Raw genomic sequence first — 17,003 nt, 5'->3', positions numbered from 1 at the left:
CAAGGTGTAATAGGGAACTGGCCGATTGCGTCCGATCATCGCCGGAACAATCTGGCGAGCCACCCCTTCGCGAAGCTCCTGCAGGTTGTTCTCCCGTCAGGAAGGTGAACGACGAGTTCGGTCTCGCGCTGTTGCGCGATTGCCTCGGCGACCCGCTCGGCGGCTTCTCTGGTGGGGTAGTGGCCGAACTCGTCGCCAATGTCGCCGCGCACGATCCAGTCGTCGAAGCTATCGTCCGGAACAATATGAATAGCGGCTGTTGCCATCGCCTGAACTCCCGCCGGCGAGTAACGGTTGGCACAGGATCGGCGGCGGTGCCCTGACGGGGATCAATTGTTTTGCACCAGCAAGAAAACCAGGAGAATCTGACAGCCGTCAATGCGAGTTCCGCCCACTCGCGGCACCATCGCGGCGAGGAATCAGAAGCCATGATCGCCGCGGCAGAATCGAGCAAGAAGAACACCAGCCATGTCATGAGCGTGGCGAAATTCGAGCGATTCTTCCGGATCGCGGCCGGGCTCGATGTCGACAAGCAGGACCTCAAGCGCTACAGCGATTTTATCAATCAGAAGGTTTACGACCTCCTGGTTCGCGCTGAAGCCACCGCGAAAGCAAACGGCCGGGCTATCATAGAGCCAGTCGATCTGCCGATCACCAAGGGCCTGGAAAAATGCATCCAGGAATTCGAGAACATCGACGAGCAGATCGAATTGCGGCCGGTTCTCGATCAGCTCACCCCGCGTCCGCCGCTGGGCCTGGTTTGTGACGAAGATATCGAGGATCACCTGCCGGTGGTGGCAGGCGGGCTCAGCGTGGCGCTCGCGCGCGCCTTCAGGATCATCGATGGCGACTTGAAGCATCCGCACACCGAACACTGGCAGCTCTGCTTCCGTATTTTTGATCTGCTGATGTAATACGGCACCGCAAATGGAAGCGGTCGCATCGCGGCGTTTGTGGCCGAGCCAGGAGGGTGCGATGATCAAGGATGTGATGGTGTAGCTGGATGGAGGCGTCTCTGACGAAGTCCGCCTTGCGGCGGTCGCCGATATTGCCCGACGGCTCCAACCAAAAGTGATCATCGGCCTGTTTCTCAATCCCTTGCCCTTGCCCGGTCCGGTCGAAGGGGATGCGACGACCGAGTTGATCGAGCATGCACGCGAGGCCGGTGATGAAATCGAGAAGGTGCTGACGAGGCGCCTTCAGATGCTGGAGCGGCCGGTCGAGATCAGGCGGTTCGATGTGCTGGAGGACGACATCGCCAAGATCGCGGCGCGCGAGGCCCGCTCCGCCGACACCTTTGTGTCGCTGCGTCCCGATGGTGCGATGGATCCCGATCAGCTGGTCGAAGGGGTTTTGTTCGGATCGGGCCGGCACCTGTTCTTGGTCCCCGAGACCGAGCGGCCAAACATTGACTTCGGTCATATCCTGATAGCCTGGAGCGGCAGCCGGGAATCGGCCCGGGCTTTGAGCGAAAGCATCCCATTTTTATGCCTGGCGGAAGAGGTGACGGTCGTGGTCGTGACCAGCGAGCACCCAACTGAAGAAGAGGCCGTCTTCGGTGTCGACGCCGTTAATCATCTCAGGCACCACGAAATCCACGCCGCGCTGCATCGAATCAAGAGCAGCCACAAAGAAGTCGCGACCCAGCTGATGGCAGAGGCGGAACGGCGCAAGGCCAACCTCATCGTCATGGGCGGATATGGACATTTGCCCCTGCAATCCGGTTACCGGCGTTTCCTGCGGAGTCGGTCACGTAGTCGTCCCTGCCGCTATGGAGACCCGCGGGTGACGCAACTTGCCTCCCTGAGATGAAAAAATGGCCGATCCGATTCCGAGCCTGTCGATTTCGGCGGAAAAGATATGCTTTGTTGTCATGAAAGCGCGTGAATTCGACGTCAAGGACGTCGACACCTCCTTCGGCGATGATGGATATCATCCGGTCGACGACCGGATGATCGAGGTGCTGGAGGATCGGCCGGATGATCCTGTCGAGCAGGAACTGGTGGCGTTTATCGAAGCCGTGAGCGAAGACGAGCAGGTCGATCTCGTCACCCTGACCTGGCTCGGCCGAGGCGATGGTACCTTAGCAGACTGGGATGATCTGAGGGCCGAGGCCGCGCGTGTGCACAACAAACGCACGGCATCGTACCTGCTTGGAGAACCCCTTTTGGCCGATTATTTAGAAGAGGCTCTCGCGGCGTTCGGCCGTTCGTGCGAAGAGTTTGAAAAGGACCACCTGTGAGATCCGCCAGGGACCCACAAAGCCGGCGGTTTCGACGCTGCTCTTATGAGATCGGGGCAGCCCGCGCGGGCTAATGAATGTAGCACCGGATACCGGTTCTCCGAATTAGCGATTGCGTCGATTGTATTGTTTTTGCTCTAACAAGAACCAGCGCATTTTGTTGCTGCAGTTTGCGCGGATTGCGGTGGATTGCCGGAAAAGCACAAAAAGGGTTGTCAAAGCTGCCTCAGGCGGTTAACGGCGCGTCCGAAATGCCGTAAGTTGTATTCGGTTTCTGTGGCAGTTCGAACGTAGCCATGGCTGCCGGGAGTGACGGAAATGGACTTCGATCCGGTTTTCCTGTCGCGATTGCAATTCGCCTGGGTGATTGGCTGGCACATCCTGCTGCCAGCCTTCACCGTCGGCGCCGCCGCATTCATTGCCGTGCTTGAAGGATACAATCTTGCGACCGGGCGCGACGTCTATCTTCGCGTCTCGATGTTCTGGACCAGGATTTTCTCGATCGCCTTCGGCATGGGGGTTGTCACTGGTGTCGTCATGCCGTTTCAACTCGGCACCAACTGGAGCCGCTATTCGGATGCGACCGCGAACGTCCTTTCGCCGCTGTTCGCCTATGAAGGCCTGACGGCGTTTTTTCTCGAGGCGGCGTTTCTCGGCGTCCTGCTGTTCGGGCGAAAGCTGGTGCCACGCTGGGCCCATTTTGTTGCAGCGCTGGTGGTGGCGATGGGCACGCTGTTTTCGTCTTTCTGGATTCTGTCAGCGAATAGCTTGATGCAAACGCCGGCCGGCTACGAAATCGTCGATGGCCGTTTCTTTCCGACCGACTGGCTGCAGGTGATCTTTAATCCCTCCTTTCCTTCCCGGCAGGCTCACACCGTGGTCGCCTTCTTTATCACCACCGGTTTTGTCGTGCTCGGCGTCGGAGCCTATTTGCTCCGCCGCGAAAAATTTGCGGAAGAAGGCCGCACGATGCTGTCGATGACGCTGTGGCTGCTGACCGCGCTGGTGCCGCTGCAGATCTTTCTCGGCGACCATCATGGCCTCAACACGCTGGAGCACCAGCCTGCGAAACTCGCCGCCATCGAGGTGCGCTGGGAGACCGGCCGGAACGTACCTTTGACCCTGTTCGCGATCCCCGACGAAAAGACCGAGAGCAATCATGCCGCCATCGAGATTCCGGGGCTGGGTAGCCTGATCCTGACCCATAAACTGGACGGCGAGATCAAAGGCCTCAAGGATTTCCCGGCCGATCAGCGGCCGCCTGTTGCAATACCCTTCTTCGCTTTTCGGATCATGGTCGGATGCGCCATGCTGATGCTCGGCATCGTGCTGCTCGGCGGATGGCTGCGCTGGCGCAGGCGGCTTACCGACACGCCGCTGTTTCTGCTTCTATGCCAGATCGCTACTCCCATCGGGTTCGTCGCCGTCATCGCCGGCTGGGCCGTCACCGAGGTCGGACGCCAGCCCTGGACGGTCTATGGCCTGCTGCGAACGGCAGCCTCCGTCTCGCCGTCACTGACCGGCCGCGACGTCGCGATCTCGCTGCTCGCCTACATGGCGGTCTATCTCTTCATGTATCCCACAGGTTTGTTTCTCATGCTGCGCATTGTCCGCGCCGGTCCGATGCCGGCGGCCGAAGGAGATGCGACGATCGAGGCCGGCCGGCCCCAGGCTCCGGTGCTGGCGGGAGCAGGCGTTTCAGGAGGAAGCGAACCATGAGCCAGGTTCTCGACTTCGTGCCGATCTGGACGCTGATCCTCGGCGTCGCCGTATTCTTCTACGTGCTGCTCGACGGCTTCGACCTCCGCGTCGGCATCCTCTATGGCTTCGCACCGAACACCGCCGCGCGCAACACCATCATGAATTCGATCGCGCCGATCTGGGACGGCAATGAAACCTGGCTCGTGCTCGGCGGGCTTGGATTGCTCGCGGCTTTCCCGCTCGCCTTCGCCATCATCATTCCCGCGGTTTATTTTCCGATTCTGGTGATGCTGCTGGCGCTGGTGTTTCGCGGCGTCGCGTTCGAATTCCGCTTTCGCGACGCCGAACACGAGACGTTCTGGGACCACGTCTTCAATTACGGATCGGGCATTGCGACCTTCGCGCAAGGCGTGGTGCTCGGCAGCTTCATCCAGGGTTTCCGGGTCAGCGGCCGGGTGTTTTCAGGCACCTCGTTCGATTTCCTGACGCCGTTCTCGATCCTGACCGGCATAGCCTTGTTATTCGGATATGGACTGCTCGGCGCGGGCTGGCTCATTCTCAAGACCGAAGGCGACCTTCAGGACGCTGCCCGCCACTCAGGGCAGTGTTTGCCTAATCGGCGTCTTGGCGGCGATCGGTACCGTCAGCGTCTGGACGCCGATCATGAATCCGGCGATCGCCTCACGCTGGTTCGTTTTTCCGAACATCCTGTTTCTGGCGCCGGTTCCCCTTGCGACAGCCGCCGCCGCGCTTCTTACATGGCGCGCGCTGCACAGCCGTTCGGAAGTTCTCCCCTTCGTGGGCGGCATCGGACTTTTCGTGCTGTCCGGGATTGCCATCAGCCTCTACCCGATGATCGTGCCGCATCATTTCACTTTGTGGGAGGCGGCGTCCTCGGACCGGACCCAGGCCTTTCTCCTGGTCGGCACGCTCGCGCTGCTGCCAGTCATCCTGATGTACACGAGCTGGTCCTACTGGGTCTTTCGCGGCAAGGTGCGGGCCGACATCGGGTATCACTGAAGCAACCGCAGCAACTCGGATACCATCGCAGCGGGATTTTGCTACTGACCAAAAAAAGGTTGAAATGGGGTCAGCGTCTCACTGATAAGAATATGTCGAAAAACTATCGCCAGCAAGTTGCGGCCACCTTTGGTGTTGGCTGCGCGCTTGACGCGCTTGGCCGAGCGCCACCGGATGGCTCTAAGACGTCGCTTGCGTTGAAGGATATGCGCTGCGCTTGCGGCAGCCGACGCTTGGACGATGCCGGTCCTGAGCCTGGTGCGAGATCATTTCATCGAGGCCACTGCCCAAGGCGAAGGAGACGCCGATTGGTCTGGCATAACGCGGATCGCCGCGCGAAGGGCGGGGCCGTAAATCCGGCGACCTGGTAGCTGCGGGACGTCTTCTCCGCCGCTTTCGGCGCCACACCCCCATTGCGCCGCCCCGAGACGTTAAGCTTCAATTGATCCAAGCCAGTCAAGGTTCGATGCGAATCCCGGGTACTGAAAGCTGCACCTCGTACCCTTCACGAACTGCCGACGAGGCAGCAGCAACGGCTGCCTCGAAGGCAGCTTCCTTGGTTCGATAGCTGCCCACGGGTTCACCGTCATGTTTGACGCGCCACACTCCGCCAGAGCCGACCACCGCGTAGCTTGCTATTGCCATGATGCATCTCCGATTTAGCGGACCTAACCTGGATGGGCGAACCCGGCTCCAGTTCACTGTCCACGCGGCACGGAAAGCGCCGCCGATCCTCGCTCCGAGAGCAGCGCGCCATCCGTATCAGATTGGCAGGAAAAAATCTTGTCATCCGTCAATGCAAATGGTCGAGGCAGGAGAAATAAACGGCGAGCGATCCACAAGCTGAGTATCAGACATGGATACCCCAGAGATTATCGCAGTCGTGTTGCTTCTGTCCCTTGTCGGTGGGGTTGTCTTTTATCTATTTCATCAGCGCACGCAGCTCCAGCGGCCGATTCTCAATGCGCGGCGACCGGAAATCGAGCGGTCCTCTGGACGGCAAGCCGAAATTCAGCGGGACTTCCAGCGTGTCTTCTCGATGACGAGTGCGCAGGGCAGAGAGAACCTGATAAGGCGTTGGATGGACCGCAGCGGTTGCGACCGCACGGAAGCCATGCGGCTGGCAATAGAAGAGTGGCGGCGGGATAACCGCTGAGATCGCCGGCAGCGAACCGCGGCCGTCGGTAGATTTCGGCAATCTGCAATTCTTGCGGGCTATCCGCAAACGAAGGCGCTGCAGGCCATGATCGGCAAGGATGGTGCAACGCACCTGTATTGACTGAAGGCAGCCAGTCATGCGTGAAGGAGCGCGACGTCTCTTCCTGGACCCCAGCGGACTCTCACCATTGGGGGCCCACAGCATTGCTACGGGCGGCACGGCATGGCCAAATCGCCCGCTCGGTGCGTCCTCGTAATCTTACGAGATTTAAAGTGCTTATTTCTGTGGCAATCGGCGTCCCGGCTCATCCTATACGACGAATACCGTGCATAGGCGCTGGCGAGCCCCAAAGACTTACTCCGTACCGTCAAAGACCGCCTTGGATTCAGCTCGTCCTTCGCTTAACGGATTTTTGTCATCGCTGGCAGCCGACGATTTCGAATTGATCCGCCCGCATCTGCGAACCGTCGACCTGGCCCCGAAACCGGTGCTGGTTGAGGTCGGCGACTCTCTTAAGCGCGCTTATCTCCCACATAAGGGCGTGATCTCTCTTGTTGTAAAGTTGACGAAAGGAGAGCACGTGCAGGTCGACGATTGCGACCCGACAATCCTCGCTCATTTGCCGTGGGTCAGGCGATTTGCTTGCGGCCCTCCTCGTCGCGCATTTCGGCGCCCCGGATCCTGCGGCCGCTCGTCTCGCAGCGGAGGAGGAGGAGGTCGGTTTCGCGGCGTCGCTCTGCGTCCAGCCGCCGGGCGTGCTCGTCGCCGTAACCCGGAGCCAGGAAAACGGAACCATCCGCGAGGCATTCCGCACGCTACGTCCGCGCGATGGCGCCGGGCATTCGCGCGCTTTCGAATTTTTCGAAGTCGCAGGCGACGACGATGGGCCCGGTGAGCACCTCGATCTGACCGGGTTGGAGAAGGAGGCGCGCAGGTGAGTGCGACGCGCGATTTCTGGCTCTCCTGCGGTCATCATTTGCTTGATCGCGACGCCACGGGAAAGTTGCTTGTTACCGACGAATTCCTGAAGGCCTATCTGGCGCGCCCCGAACTGATGCCGCCGCCGGATGCCTGCGCCGCCGAGCGAAGTCTGCATGCTGCGTTGTTGATTGATCCACGGCAGGCGGTCGCGGCCCCGCGGGTTGCGGCGATCGCTGATGCGGACGCTCGCGACAATTGGGAAATGATGATCGCCTGGCGCGATCAGCTGGTGAAACACCAGACCCTCGAAGCCGCCTATCTCGAAATTATCAGGCGCAATATCAAAATCCCTCACGTCCTGATGGCTCACCTGGTGCAGGCGATCCTGCGCAACCTGTTGAACGATTGCGACGACGCTTTCATGCTGCGCGCTGCCGAGATGTTTTTCCGTCCGCAGAAGCTTCTGGTGCAGGAAGGTTCGATAACCGCGATCGACGAGGAGACGGGAGCGGCGCTCGCCCGGCACCCGCCGTCGCCACTGCTGGCGCTCCTGGGATTGCCGGCGACCGCCGAAGTCGACCTGCTTGGCGATGCGACCGCAGCCCGCTACTGGGAACCCAGCGACCGCTTCGACATGGCGCTTGATCTGACCGCGGGCCGGCGCGGCCGGGCGGCTCTTGGCGAGGTCATCACACGCTGGCTGGCGCATTTATTTGCGATCGACGTCGCGATCGAACCTGTGGCGGAACTGCAGGCCGCGCCATGGATCTGGTATGTCGGCCTCAGTGCCGACGCCACCCACATCGGCGATACGATCTGGAACGACGGCAGCCTCGACGAGGCGATGCGGGCCCGATTGGTGGGCCTCTATCGGCTGACGTTCCGCGACCCCGCCGATATGATTGAAAAGGTCAGGGGCGAGCCGGTGTATCTGCTGGCGGCGATGACGCCTGACGAGAAATTGTGGCTGAAGCCGCAAAATCTCGTGACTGGCCCGCCGGTGCAGTGTGGGGAGGCGGTTCATTGAGATCCACGGCTCTGGCGCGCATGGCAGTAGGCATCGTGGTCGAGCGGCGCAAGGCCAGGAGCGGCAGTCGGCAGCGAGGCGCTGCCCGATCGAGGAGACCTTGACGGGCGTCAACGCACACGATCGCGGCGACGTGCTTAATAGGGATGCGTCCATCACGCGCGAGCTTGATCATGTCCAGGAGTTTTTACCCTCCTTGTCCAGAATGCGGTAAACTGATGCGCATCATCATCGCCACCAAAGCAGTCCAGCAAAAGTTCCGATGCGTTGTATCCGGGTGCGATGATCCCATGCTCTCGCCAGACGTATGGAATCTCTTTAAGGGTGAATTGCAACCACCCGAGCGGCCGGATCACGGATCACGCGCCGGGAGCGAGCCATAGGCAACCCGCAACACATCGGCACTTGCATCCGATACGCTTCGATGCGTCAGATATACGCGGCCATCGAGCATTCGCACCGGGGTGACTTCGAGTGTGCAATAACGCTCGCAGACGCCGGTGAAGGAATGTTACTTCCCACGGAAGAGCCTTATTTTCGTGAATTGGCAGCCAAGTGGAGATACGAGGACATCGTCAACTGGCTCAGGCATGGAGAGATAAAGGACATAGAGAACGGAAAGAAAGAGCAGCGCGAAGCCGTTACGATCACTGAGCTTGGCACGATTGCTGTGATTTATCGCACGAAATTCGATGCGGTCTTTGGAGATGAAAAGACCCCGCAAATGATCAGCATTAGAATTTGCGCCGGCCCGCGTTTGCAGGACGGTTGACGCCGCGCGTCGGTCCAGTCGAGCGCCGTCCGGCGCTTACCTCTGGAGGCATGGCGGTGCGGCACGGCAACCGCGCGCACGGCGCACCAGCGTTTGCGGGACTAGTCCTTGGCGCAGACCTCGTCGATTTCACATGCGGTGCCGGTCGGTTCCTAAATTGACAGCCATCATGGTGGCCAGAGGTGCAGATCGCCATAGTGAATGGGCAGCAGAATTGATCTACTCGAATGGACTATCGAACAGAGCGCATCGAGATCCAGGAATTCGATACCGTCCGCGATTTTCTGGTCGGGCTCGCGCGCGATACGCGGCTCCACTCCTGTAAGCGATTGAACCAAATCCTCGCGGACACCCAAATTCTGTATGCACTGTACAAGAAGCACCACTGGCTAATGCGCGGAGCGACCTTTTATCAGCTTCATCTGCTGCTCGACAAACATGCCGATGAGCAAAATGAGCTGATCGACAAGATCGCGGAACGCGTGCAGACGCTCGGAGGCATTGCGGTCGGCGACCCTCGGCACGTCGCCGAGCTCACCAAAATCCGCCGTGCTCCGAACGGCTGCGAAGAAGTTCCAGCGATGCTCTCCCGGTTGGTTGAAGCGCATGAGACGATGCTGGTCGACGCGCACGATGCCGCCGCGAAAATCGCGGAGCTCGGCGACGATGGGAGCAATGACCTGATCGTTTCCGAGGTTATCCGCACCGGAGAGTTGGAAGCCTGGTTCCTGGTAGAACATCTGGTCGATACCCCACTGGTGCGCGTCTTAGCGGACGCAAGGCAACACAATGCGGAGCTGCTCGACCTCGGCTTTTCTTGCGCCGAACGGCTAACTCTGCCTACACCCCGATCTCTTTACCTGAGCGGCGACGCGACAAAATCACGTGGTCATGTCTAAGGGGCTTTGCACGCGGTCATGCCGAAAAGCAGCAATGGATGCAAACCTTCCACTCACGAATCACTCGCAGAAGAGTTGAAGCGATACATCGAACCCTTCCGCACCGATGGCTCGCAGTCGTTTCGGCTCAAATCGCAAAAGACCTGCGAGACGGGAGGTCTCGACAGACAGACGGCGACGGAAATAATCGAGCGGAACCGCGTCCGGCTTGCCGAAATTCAGAAGCGGCTTTACGCTGCGGAACACTGGGCGGTGCTGCTGATTCTTCAGGGCATGGATGCGGCGGGCAAGGATAGCGCCATCAAGCACATTTTCACCTGCGTCAATCCGCAGGGCGTCGACGTTACAAGTTTCAAGACACCATCGCCCCTTGAGCTGCGCCACGATTTTTTATGGCGCACCACGGTGCGGTTGCCCAAGCGTGGGCGGCTCGGAATCTTTAACCGCTCCTACTATGAGGAATGTCTAACCGTACGCGTACATCAACATCTTCTAGCGAAAGAGCTGATTCCGTCTCAACTTGTCACCCGCAACGTATGGCGCGAGCGCTTCGAAGACATCAGCGCCTACGAAAAGCATCTGTCGCGCAACGGCACGCTGATCTTGAAGTTCTTCCTTAACATCTCGAAGGAGGAGCAGCGCAAACGTCTTCTCGATCGGTTGCAGGAGCCCAGCAAGCGCTGGAAGTTTTCCATGAATGATATCGCTGAGCGCGAACTCTGGGGCAAATACCTGGCGGCCTATCAGGACACGATAACCCATACGGCAACGAAGCTGGCGCCGTGGCATGTGGTGCCTGCCGACCGTAAGTGGTTTGCCCGCGTTGTGATTAGCTCGACTATCGTCAGCGCGCTGGAAGGCTTGAGGCTCCAGTACCCCCGGTTCGACAAGGCCTCGCTGCAAGAATTGGAGAAAGTGCGCGCAGTACTCGAGCAAGAAGGCCGGGGCTCTGCTGTAACAAGAGCAAGTTAAGATGTACACCTTCCTGCGGCCGCTCGTCGAGTCGCTGCTCGTAAAAAGATCGGTGAAATTGCCTCCCTAAGCCTCGATCAAGACCTTCAGCGCACCGGTTTTTGCAGCCTGGCCGAAGATCGCGTAAGCTGTCCTCGGCTTTGCTGCTCGGACGCCCGCCGCTGAACGGTACGAAAACGACCTTGTAGCCGTTGAAGCGTGACCGGTCCCAACTGCCATGTTCGCCGACGAAGGCGCCGCCGCGGTAGTTCGCTCGCCGGTGCATCGCGACCGCATGATCCAGACGCTTCGGGAGGCCGGACCGCCTCCTTAACGGAAGAGCTCAAGCCTTCCGTTGGGCCGCCGGTTTCTTCGCGGCCGCCTCCTTGGCCGGCTTCTTGCCGAGGATCGACATCAGCATTTCCTTCCGCCCGGCCGCGGCCTTGCGCGACTTCTTGGCCAGCTTCGACGCCCTCGCCGGGGCAGCCCGCCGACGCTCCGGCGCAGCGCCTACCGTGTAGCCGTTTCATGAAGTGCCCCTGCGGCGAGATCTTCGACATGCGCGGTCCGGAAGAAGTGGTCAGGCATGAACAGCACATCAGCCAGGCCGAGGCGTCGAGGGCATCGTGGCAATCGGCCAACTAAGCGGCTAGTGTCATGCCACCCCGATTGAATCGCGAGGAAACGGCAAACCGTAATGACCGGCTCCCAGTCCAGATTGCTCGACGTCGGCCCGCGTCTGCTCGCGCGACGACAACAACGACCTCGGCACCGTCACCGAAAAGACCTGGGCCGGGGTCACCCTCAAATGGGACAACCGGAGTCAGCAGACCGTCTTGCACAACGACATGACCGGCGTCGGCATGGTGCTGAAGTCCAAGGATGCGCCGCCGGAACTCAAATGCTCCGCTTGTGACGGCACCGGATTCCAGGCGGTCGCGCAGAGCCGGCCCAGCGCGGGCGCAAGATCTATCCGCCGCCCTGCAAGCGGTGCCTGGGCAAGGGCCGAATAAGGTCGGCGTAATCCCCGACTTGCTAAGGGGCCGCGCGAGGCTCGGTCTGGGCCACTCGCGGCCGTTTGGTCCGCCGACATGAAATGGTCCGAGCGGCTACTTCTGCCCGGACGGGGCCTGGGCATTCGAGTTGTTGGGGTTCGGCTTGTTGGCCTCATGATGGCCGACTACGCAGCCAGCCGCAGCGCCGAGCTTGCCATGGCCTGCCATGTGGCCGGCGACGCCGCCGACGATGGCTCCCTTGATGCAGCCCTTGGCTTCCGCCGGGGAGATCGAGGCGAGTGCCAGCAGGCAAACCGATGCGAAAATTGTTTTCATGGCCGTTCTCCGAGACCGGGATGGTCCGACGGGTCAAGTCGTTGGGATGATGGCAAGTTCCGCCCGACGCCGATTTGCAGCGTTGAGGTTCGGTGGTGGTGTCTCGCCTTGGCTACGACGCGCCGGCTCTCGCCGCTTTCGCTCGTCTACTTGACGCGCCTTCCTTGGAAGAAACCCTTGTTGGTGGTGTTCTGCCTGATGTTGGCGGTGTCACCTTGTTCCGCGGTGTTGACCTCCGCGTGCGACGCGCCCGCGTCCTTCGTCCGGTTGGCGGCACCGGCGGCATGTGATTGTGGCTGGACATCTGGGCTGTCTTTCAGGGATGTGCCGCTGGACTGTGGCGCCGGGTCAACGAACCGTCGGCATCATCGGTTCCGTCGGCGACGCCGCGGCTATGCGCCGGGCAGCGGCTCCGGCGGCGTTTCCGGAAATTCATTGATCTCGAGGACGAGCAGGTTCTTGCCGGGGCTATAGCGATAGAACCTGAACTCCTGTTCCTTGAGCGGCGAACGGAACGTCACCGGCGTTTCGTCCGATCACCTGCTGAGTTGGTGGATTGGACGTATCGGTCAAGGAGACCAGCATCTGCATTGTGGATGACACGGGCAGGATCGTGAAGGAAGTGAAGGTAGCGAAACGAAACTGCAGCCCTGCTGAAGGTTCTGGGGAACCCCACCTACCGCTTCAAGCGGATCGGACTGGAAGCCGGGCCGTTATCGCAATGGCTATTCAGCGCTCTCGCCGAAGCCGAGTTACCAGTGATCTGTGTCGAGACGCGGCACATGCAGGCGGTGATGAAGGCGCAGATCAACAAGACCGACCGCAATGATGCGCGCGGCATCGCTCAGATGATCAGGGGGGGACTGTACCGTCCGGTGCATGTAAAGACGTTCCGCAGCCAAAAACTGCGAATGCTGCTGACTCATCGCAAGCTTCTGCAGTCGAAGTCCATCGCCATCGAGAACGATCTGCGAGGTACTTTGCGCAACTTCGGCCTCAAGGTCGGAATGGTTGCCAAGGTGAGGTTCGAGGCCCGCATCCATGAGCTTGTCGAGAATATCCCCGACTTGGCGGTACTGGTGGGGAGCCGCTGCTCATCGTCCGGCGGGTGCTCCGCGAACAGATCGTCATCCTGCACCGCCGCTTGCTGGCTATCGTCCGGGATGGAGCGATCTCGTTCGCCGATATTTTGACATCGGTCAACGCAGCGCGCGTCTCCTCACGATACAGGTTCTTGAACACGTCGATCAGCGGAGAAAATCCCATGTGTGATTATAGCCTGCATACCGTCGCATCCCGCCCGGCCAGGGTTGGCGAGACGCTTGTTTCGACCGGCTTCTACGGCACATCAACGCGCGGCTTTGCCGCAAAGGGAGAGCCGAATGTCGCGGTATGTCTGCTTCCCGGAACCGAACTCGCATTCGAACGTGACGTCAGATATAATCGCGATTGGCTGTCGACCAGGAGCACAGGCTTTAGCGTGGCCAGATTTTGCGCGATCGAGCCGGGCGCCTCGCATCAGCATCACGATGCCCTCTCGTTTCCGGACGGAAAAACGGTTCTCGTGAATCTGTTGTCGGCCAGCACGCGCTGGTGCTTCAACTGCCTGTCATTCCGCGCGAACAGAGCGTCGATGGTAACGCTGAGAAGACCGTGATCCTTGCGGTTGATCCTGAGCTTACGGCCTGATCACTTACTTCGCCACGAAGTGTATCTTCGCAATCGGATTGGAACCGAGACAAACGGAGCGCGGCGCGGATTGCGCGTCAGGAAAACATGGCGATATTTTGCAAACATCTCTCAGCAATCCGCGACGTTGTTCCGAGCGCGCCGGGGTGTGAGGAATGCCTGAAATCCGGTGACCCCTGGTTGCATCTGCGGGTCTGCCGCACCTGTGGCCATGTCGGTTGCTGCGATCAGTCGCCAAACCGGCATGCAACAAAACATTTTCACGCGACCAGGCACCCGATCATCGAGGCCTTTGATCCACCGGAAGGGTGGGGGTGGTGTTATGTAGACGAAGTAATGTTCCATCTTTCGGGCCGACAGACACCGCATTTGGAGCCGATTCCGCGATTTTACTGAGGTGCCGCGAGGCGATTGGACGTTGACGCGTCGGCCGCGAGCCGGGCCCTGAACCGTGACAGATATGGCGCGGTGCGGCTTATGGACGATCCAGCGACCTCGGCAGGCGTGCCGAACGCCACCACATGACCGCCTTCGTCACCTGCACCGGGGCCGATATCCATGACCCAGTCGCTGCCGGCGGCAACGCGCATGTCATGCTCCACCACGATGACAGTATTGCCGGTTTCGATCAGCCCGTCGAGTTGCGCGATGAGCTTCTCGACGTCAGCCGGGTGTAGTCCCGTGGTGGGCTCGTCAAGGACGTAGAGCGTGTGGCCGCGCTGCGTCCGCTGCAGCTCGGTGGCAAGCTTGATCCGCTGGGCCTCGCCGCCGGAAAGCTCCGTCGCCGGCTGGCCAAGTCGCAGATAGCCGAGGCCAACCTGCCGCAGCACATCGAGGGACCGGCGCACCTGCGCCTCCTCGGCAAAGAACGCGAAGGCGGCGTCGACCGTCATTCCCAGTACGGCGGCGATGTTCTTGTCGCGGTATTTTATTTCGAGGGTTTTGGCGTTGTAGCGAGCGCCATGACAGCTTGGGCACGGTGCATATACACTGGGCAGGAACAGCAATTCGACGCAAACAAAGCCTTCGCCCTCGCAGGTCTCGCAGCGGCCTTTGGCAACATTGAAGGAAAAGCGTCCAGCGTCGTAGTGACGGGCGCGCGCCAACTTAGTGGCCGCGAAGATCTTGCGAACGTAATCGAAGAGCCCCGTGTATGTCGCGAGGTTGGAACGTGGTGTGCGTCCGATCGCCTTTTGGTCGACGACCACCAATCGCTTGATACCCTCCATTCCGCTTGCGATCCGGCCGCCGAGTGTGGTCACGACGGTCCGCTCGAGTTCGTCGCCTTCATCGTCGATCGAGGGGACGCAATGGCCAAGCGGTTTTGCAACCAATTCCACCAGGACCTGGCTCACCAGGCTCGACTTGCCCGAGCCGGAAACGCCAGTCACGGTGGTGAATACTCCCAACGGAAAATCGACATCGAGTTCATGGAGGTTGTTGCGACTGACGCCACGCAGCCGCAACCAGCCCTTGGGCGAGCGCGGCGTTCGGTTTGGCACAATGTAGTCGCCGAACAGGTAACGGCGGGTTTGCGATTGCTCTACCTGCTTGAACCCTTGCAGCGGACCGCTGTAGAGCAAATGGCCACCGAGTTCGCCAGCGCCTGGTCCGACGTCAACAACCCAATCCGCATGCCGGATCACATCGATCTCGTGTTCGACCACGAACAGAGAATTGCCGGAGGCTTTCAATCGGTCGAGCGCCGTCAACAGCGCCTCGGTGTCCGCGGGATGAAGTCCGGCGGAGGGCTCGTCGAGCACATAGACGACGCCGAACAGGTTGGAACGCACTTGGGTTGCCAGTCGCAGGCGCTGCAGTTCGCCCGGAGAAAGCGTCGGGGTACTCCGCTCCAGCGTTAGATAGCCAAGCCCGAGGTCAAGCAGAACCGTGAGTCGGCCGCCGAGGTCCTCGGCGATTCGCTGCACCACCAGCGTCTTCTCCGGATGCTGCGCCTTAAGCTTGGTCAGGGTAGGAGCGGTGGCCTCCGCATGTGGACGCAAGAGGTCGGCGAGCCTGGCCAGCGGGATCCTGGAGATGTCGGCAATATCGAAGCCGGCAAACTTGACCGACAGCGCTTCGCGGCGAAGCCGCTTGCCGTGACAGAGCGGGCATTCGGTACTTACCATGTAGCGCGATACCCGCTTCTTGATCGACGCGCTTTCAGTGGTTGCAAAGGTTGTCAGCACATATCGCCTGGCGCTGGAGAAATTGCCGCGGTAACTGGGCTCCTCCTTGCGTCTGATCGCCCTTCGCACCTCGTTCGCGTCATACCCGACGTAAACTGGGACCACCGGTTGCTCGTCGGTATACAGGATCCAGTCGCGGGCTTTTTTCGGCAATTCGCGCCACGGACGATCGACGTCGTAGCCGAGCGTGATCAGCATGTCGCGCAGGTTGCCGCCATGCCAGGCGGGCGGCCAGGCGGCAATTGCGCGCTCGCGAATGCTCTTGGAATCCTCCGGCACCATCGAGCGTTCGGTCACCTCGTAGACCCGACCGAGCCCATGGCATCGGGGACAGGCTCCGGCCGGCGTATTGGGCGAAAAAGCCTCGGCATCGAGATGCGTTTGGTGCCGTGAATAATCGCCGGCGCGTGAGTAAAGCATTCGAAGCAGGTTGGACAGCGTCGTGACGCTGCCGACGGAAGAGCGCGTGGTGGGCGACCCGCGCTGCTGCTGCAAGGCTACGGCCGGGGGCAGGCCATCGATTTCGCCAACCTCGGGAACCGCCATTTGATGAAACAAACGCCGCGCATAGGGCGAGACGGATTCGAGATACCGCCGCTGCGCCTCCGCGTAGAGCGTGCCGAATGCCAGCGACGATTTGCCCGAGCCGGACACGCCGGTAAACACCACCAGGGCATCGCGTGGAATGTCGAGATCGATACTCTTCAAATTGTGCTCGCGTGCTCCACGCACGCGGACGAAGCCGCGCAGAGCCTCTTCCGCGGCTTCTCGAGATCGAGGATTGGTAATTTCCAGCATGTACACCACTCGGCCGGGAGAACGCATGACAGCCGAGCGGAGTTCCGAAGACAATGATGGCCATCAAGTCCACGCGACGATCCGTCCCCGCGGAAGCGCTCCCCTGCTGGGCGCTCCTTGGAGGAACCGAAATCGTCGCGCGAGCGGGCTAATTAAACGGCGGTCAACACTTCAACCGGTTACCGCGCTTCGGGTTGTGCGAATGCCGGCCCGAAGGGAAGCTGCCATGCGGCTCGGACAATGTGTATCGCCCTTGCGATCCTTGCGGGTTCGCCGGTGCTCGCTCACGCCGGCCGCTATGAGT

The 17,003-nt window shown here is 60.4% G+C and carries 18 protein-coding genes and 4 pseudogenes; 17 read left to right on the top strand and 5 right to left on the bottom strand.

What is annotated here, in order from left to right; translation table 11 throughout:
* Nucleotides 1-35: 35 nt before the first annotated feature.
* The gene (locus BLR13_RS03155; RefSeq protein ID WP_074827710.1) at nucleotides 36-266 is read right to left on the bottom strand and encodes a DUF2188 domain-containing protein; all 231 of its coding nucleotides are present in this window, start codon (nucleotides 264-266) and stop codon (nucleotides 36-38) included.
* 162 nt (nucleotides 267-428) lie between these two features.
* Between BLR13_RS03155 and BLR13_RS03150 the strand changes: the two genes are divergently transcribed.
* The 6 genes and pseudogenes from BLR13_RS03150 to BLR13_RS42390 all read left to right on the top strand — a co-directional run bounded on the left by BLR13_RS03150 (nucleotide 429) and on the right by BLR13_RS42390 (nucleotide 4,963).
* Nucleotides 429-914: a DUF1931 family protein gene (locus BLR13_RS03150; RefSeq protein ID WP_074831994.1), complete on the top strand. Its 486-nt coding sequence runs from the start codon at nucleotides 429-431 to the stop codon at nucleotides 912-914.
* A gap of 157 nt (nucleotides 915-1,071) precedes the next feature.
* Complete coding sequence (locus BLR13_RS03145; protein WP_074827711.1) at nucleotides 1,072-1,812, top strand: universal stress protein; 741 nt, start codon at nucleotides 1,072-1,074, stop codon at nucleotides 1,810-1,812.
* Between the two features lie 4 nt (nucleotides 1,813-1,816).
* Complete coding sequence (locus tag BLR13_RS03140; protein WP_074827713.1) at nucleotides 1,817-2,242, top strand: DUF3775 domain-containing protein; 426 nt, start codon at nucleotides 1,817-1,819, stop codon at nucleotides 2,240-2,242.
* Nucleotides 2,243-2,560: 318 nt separating this feature from the next.
* Nucleotides 2,561-3,961: a cytochrome ubiquinol oxidase subunit I gene (locus BLR13_RS03135; protein ID WP_074827714.1), complete on the top strand. Its 1,401-nt coding sequence runs from the start codon at nucleotides 2,561-2,563 to the stop codon at nucleotides 3,959-3,961.
* Nucleotides 3,958-4,488 (top strand): annotated as a pseudogene (locus tag BLR13_RS42395) (cytochrome d ubiquinol oxidase subunit II); the annotation flags it as partial. The gene BLR13_RS03135 and the pseudogene BLR13_RS42395, both read left to right, overlap by 4 nt.
* Nucleotides 4,472-4,963, top strand: a complete 492-nt coding sequence (locus tag BLR13_RS42390; RefSeq protein ID WP_349532634.1) for a cytochrome d ubiquinol oxidase subunit II — start codon at nucleotides 4,472-4,474, stop codon at nucleotides 4,961-4,963. The pseudogene BLR13_RS42395 and the gene BLR13_RS42390, both read left to right, overlap by 17 nt.
* A 456-nt stretch (nucleotides 4,964-5,419) precedes the next feature.
* Here the strand turns inward: BLR13_RS42390 and BLR13_RS03125 are convergent, their stop codons facing one another.
* Nucleotides 5,420-5,608 (bottom strand): DUF2188 domain-containing protein, encoded by a 189-nt coding sequence (locus BLR13_RS03125; protein WP_074827715.1) that lies wholly within the window; start codon nucleotides 5,606-5,608, stop codon nucleotides 5,420-5,422.
* Nucleotides 5,609-5,819: 211 nt separating this feature from the next.
* Here BLR13_RS03125 and BLR13_RS03120 point away from each other — a divergent pair, with 211 nt between their 5' ends.
* From BLR13_RS03120 to BLR13_RS39885, 8 genes and pseudogenes are all read left to right on the top strand, one after another.
* Nucleotides 5,820-6,119, top strand: a complete 300-nt coding sequence (locus BLR13_RS03120) for a hypothetical protein (protein ID WP_074827717.1) — start codon at nucleotides 5,820-5,822, stop codon at nucleotides 6,117-6,119.
* 382 nt (nucleotides 6,120-6,501) lie between these two features.
* Nucleotides 6,502-6,711: pseudogene (locus tag BLR13_RS41540) on the top strand (Crp/Fnr family transcriptional regulator); the annotation flags it as partial.
* Between the two features lie 49 nt (nucleotides 6,712-6,760).
* Nucleotides 6,761-7,060: a DUF6505 family protein gene (locus BLR13_RS39890; RefSeq protein WP_154070875.1), complete on the top strand. Its 300-nt coding sequence runs from the start codon at nucleotides 6,761-6,763 to the stop codon at nucleotides 7,058-7,060.
* Entirely contained in the window at nucleotides 7,057-8,070 is a 1,014-nt protein-coding gene (locus tag BLR13_RS03110; protein WP_074827720.1) for a DUF6352 family protein, read from the top strand. Before BLR13_RS39890 ends, BLR13_RS03110 begins: the two co-directional genes overlap by 4 nt.
* A 424-nt stretch (nucleotides 8,071-8,494) precedes the next feature.
* Nucleotides 8,495-8,842, top strand: coding sequence for a hypothetical protein (locus BLR13_RS03100; protein ID WP_074827724.1), 348 nt, complete (start codon nucleotides 8,495-8,497; stop codon nucleotides 8,840-8,842).
* 227 nt (nucleotides 8,843-9,069) lie between these two features.
* The gene (locus BLR13_RS03095) at nucleotides 9,070-9,741 is read left to right on the top strand and encodes a Dps family protein (protein WP_079586835.1); all 672 of its coding nucleotides are present in this window, start codon (nucleotides 9,070-9,072) and stop codon (nucleotides 9,739-9,741) included.
* An 18-nt stretch (nucleotides 9,742-9,759) separates the two neighbouring features.
* Entirely contained in the window at nucleotides 9,760-10,713 is a 954-nt protein-coding gene (locus tag BLR13_RS03090) for a polyphosphate kinase 2 family protein (RefSeq protein WP_074827729.1), read from the top strand.
* Between the two features lie 815 nt (nucleotides 10,714-11,528).
* Nucleotides 11,529-11,705, top strand: a complete 177-nt coding sequence (locus tag BLR13_RS39885) for a hypothetical protein (RefSeq protein ID WP_154070876.1) — start codon at nucleotides 11,529-11,531, stop codon at nucleotides 11,703-11,705.
* Between the two features lie 96 nt (nucleotides 11,706-11,801).
* On the opposite strand, the gene BLR13_RS03080 is transcribed toward BLR13_RS39885, so the two are convergent.
* Nucleotides 11,802-12,023 (bottom strand): hypothetical protein, encoded by a 222-nt coding sequence (locus BLR13_RS03080; RefSeq protein WP_074827730.1) that lies wholly within the window; start codon nucleotides 12,021-12,023, stop codon nucleotides 11,802-11,804.
* A 392-nt stretch (nucleotides 12,024-12,415) separates the two neighbouring features.
* Entirely contained in the window at nucleotides 12,416-12,544 is a 129-nt protein-coding gene (locus BLR13_RS42195) for a hypothetical protein (protein WP_283806858.1), read from the bottom strand.
* A 35-nt stretch (nucleotides 12,545-12,579) separates the two neighbouring features.
* Here BLR13_RS42195 and BLR13_RS03075 point away from each other — a divergent pair.
* The 3 genes and pseudogenes from BLR13_RS03075 to BLR13_RS03065 form a co-directional block, all read left to right on the top strand.
* Nucleotides 12,580-13,197 (top strand): annotated as a pseudogene (locus tag BLR13_RS03075) (IS110 family transposase); the annotation flags it as partial.
* Nucleotides 13,198-13,287: 90 nt separating this feature from the next.
* Nucleotides 13,288-13,712: pseudogene (locus BLR13_RS03070) on the top strand (hypothetical protein).
* A gap of 87 nt (nucleotides 13,713-13,799) precedes the next feature.
* Nucleotides 13,800-14,108: a UBP-type zinc finger domain-containing protein gene (locus tag BLR13_RS03065; protein WP_171944999.1), complete on the top strand. Its 309-nt coding sequence runs from the start codon at nucleotides 13,800-13,802 to the stop codon at nucleotides 14,106-14,108.
* Here the strand turns inward: BLR13_RS03065 and BLR13_RS03060 are convergent.
* A complete protein-coding gene (locus tag BLR13_RS03060; protein WP_074827737.1) occupies nucleotides 14,102-16,699 on the bottom strand; it encodes an excinuclease ABC subunit UvrA in 2,598 nt (865 codons plus the stop codon). The genes BLR13_RS03065 and BLR13_RS03060 overlap by 7 nt on opposite strands.
* Nucleotides 16,700-17,003: the final 304 nt, after the last annotated feature.

It is taken from the genome of Bradyrhizobium ottawaense (assembly GCF_900099825.1).
In the GTDB taxonomy this organism is placed as follows: domain Bacteria; phylum Pseudomonadota; class Alphaproteobacteria; order Rhizobiales; family Xanthobacteraceae; genus Bradyrhizobium; species Bradyrhizobium ottawaense_A.
The sequence above is the reverse complement of the archived record's forward strand: the minus strand, read 5'-3'. Positions and strand labels throughout refer to the sequence as shown.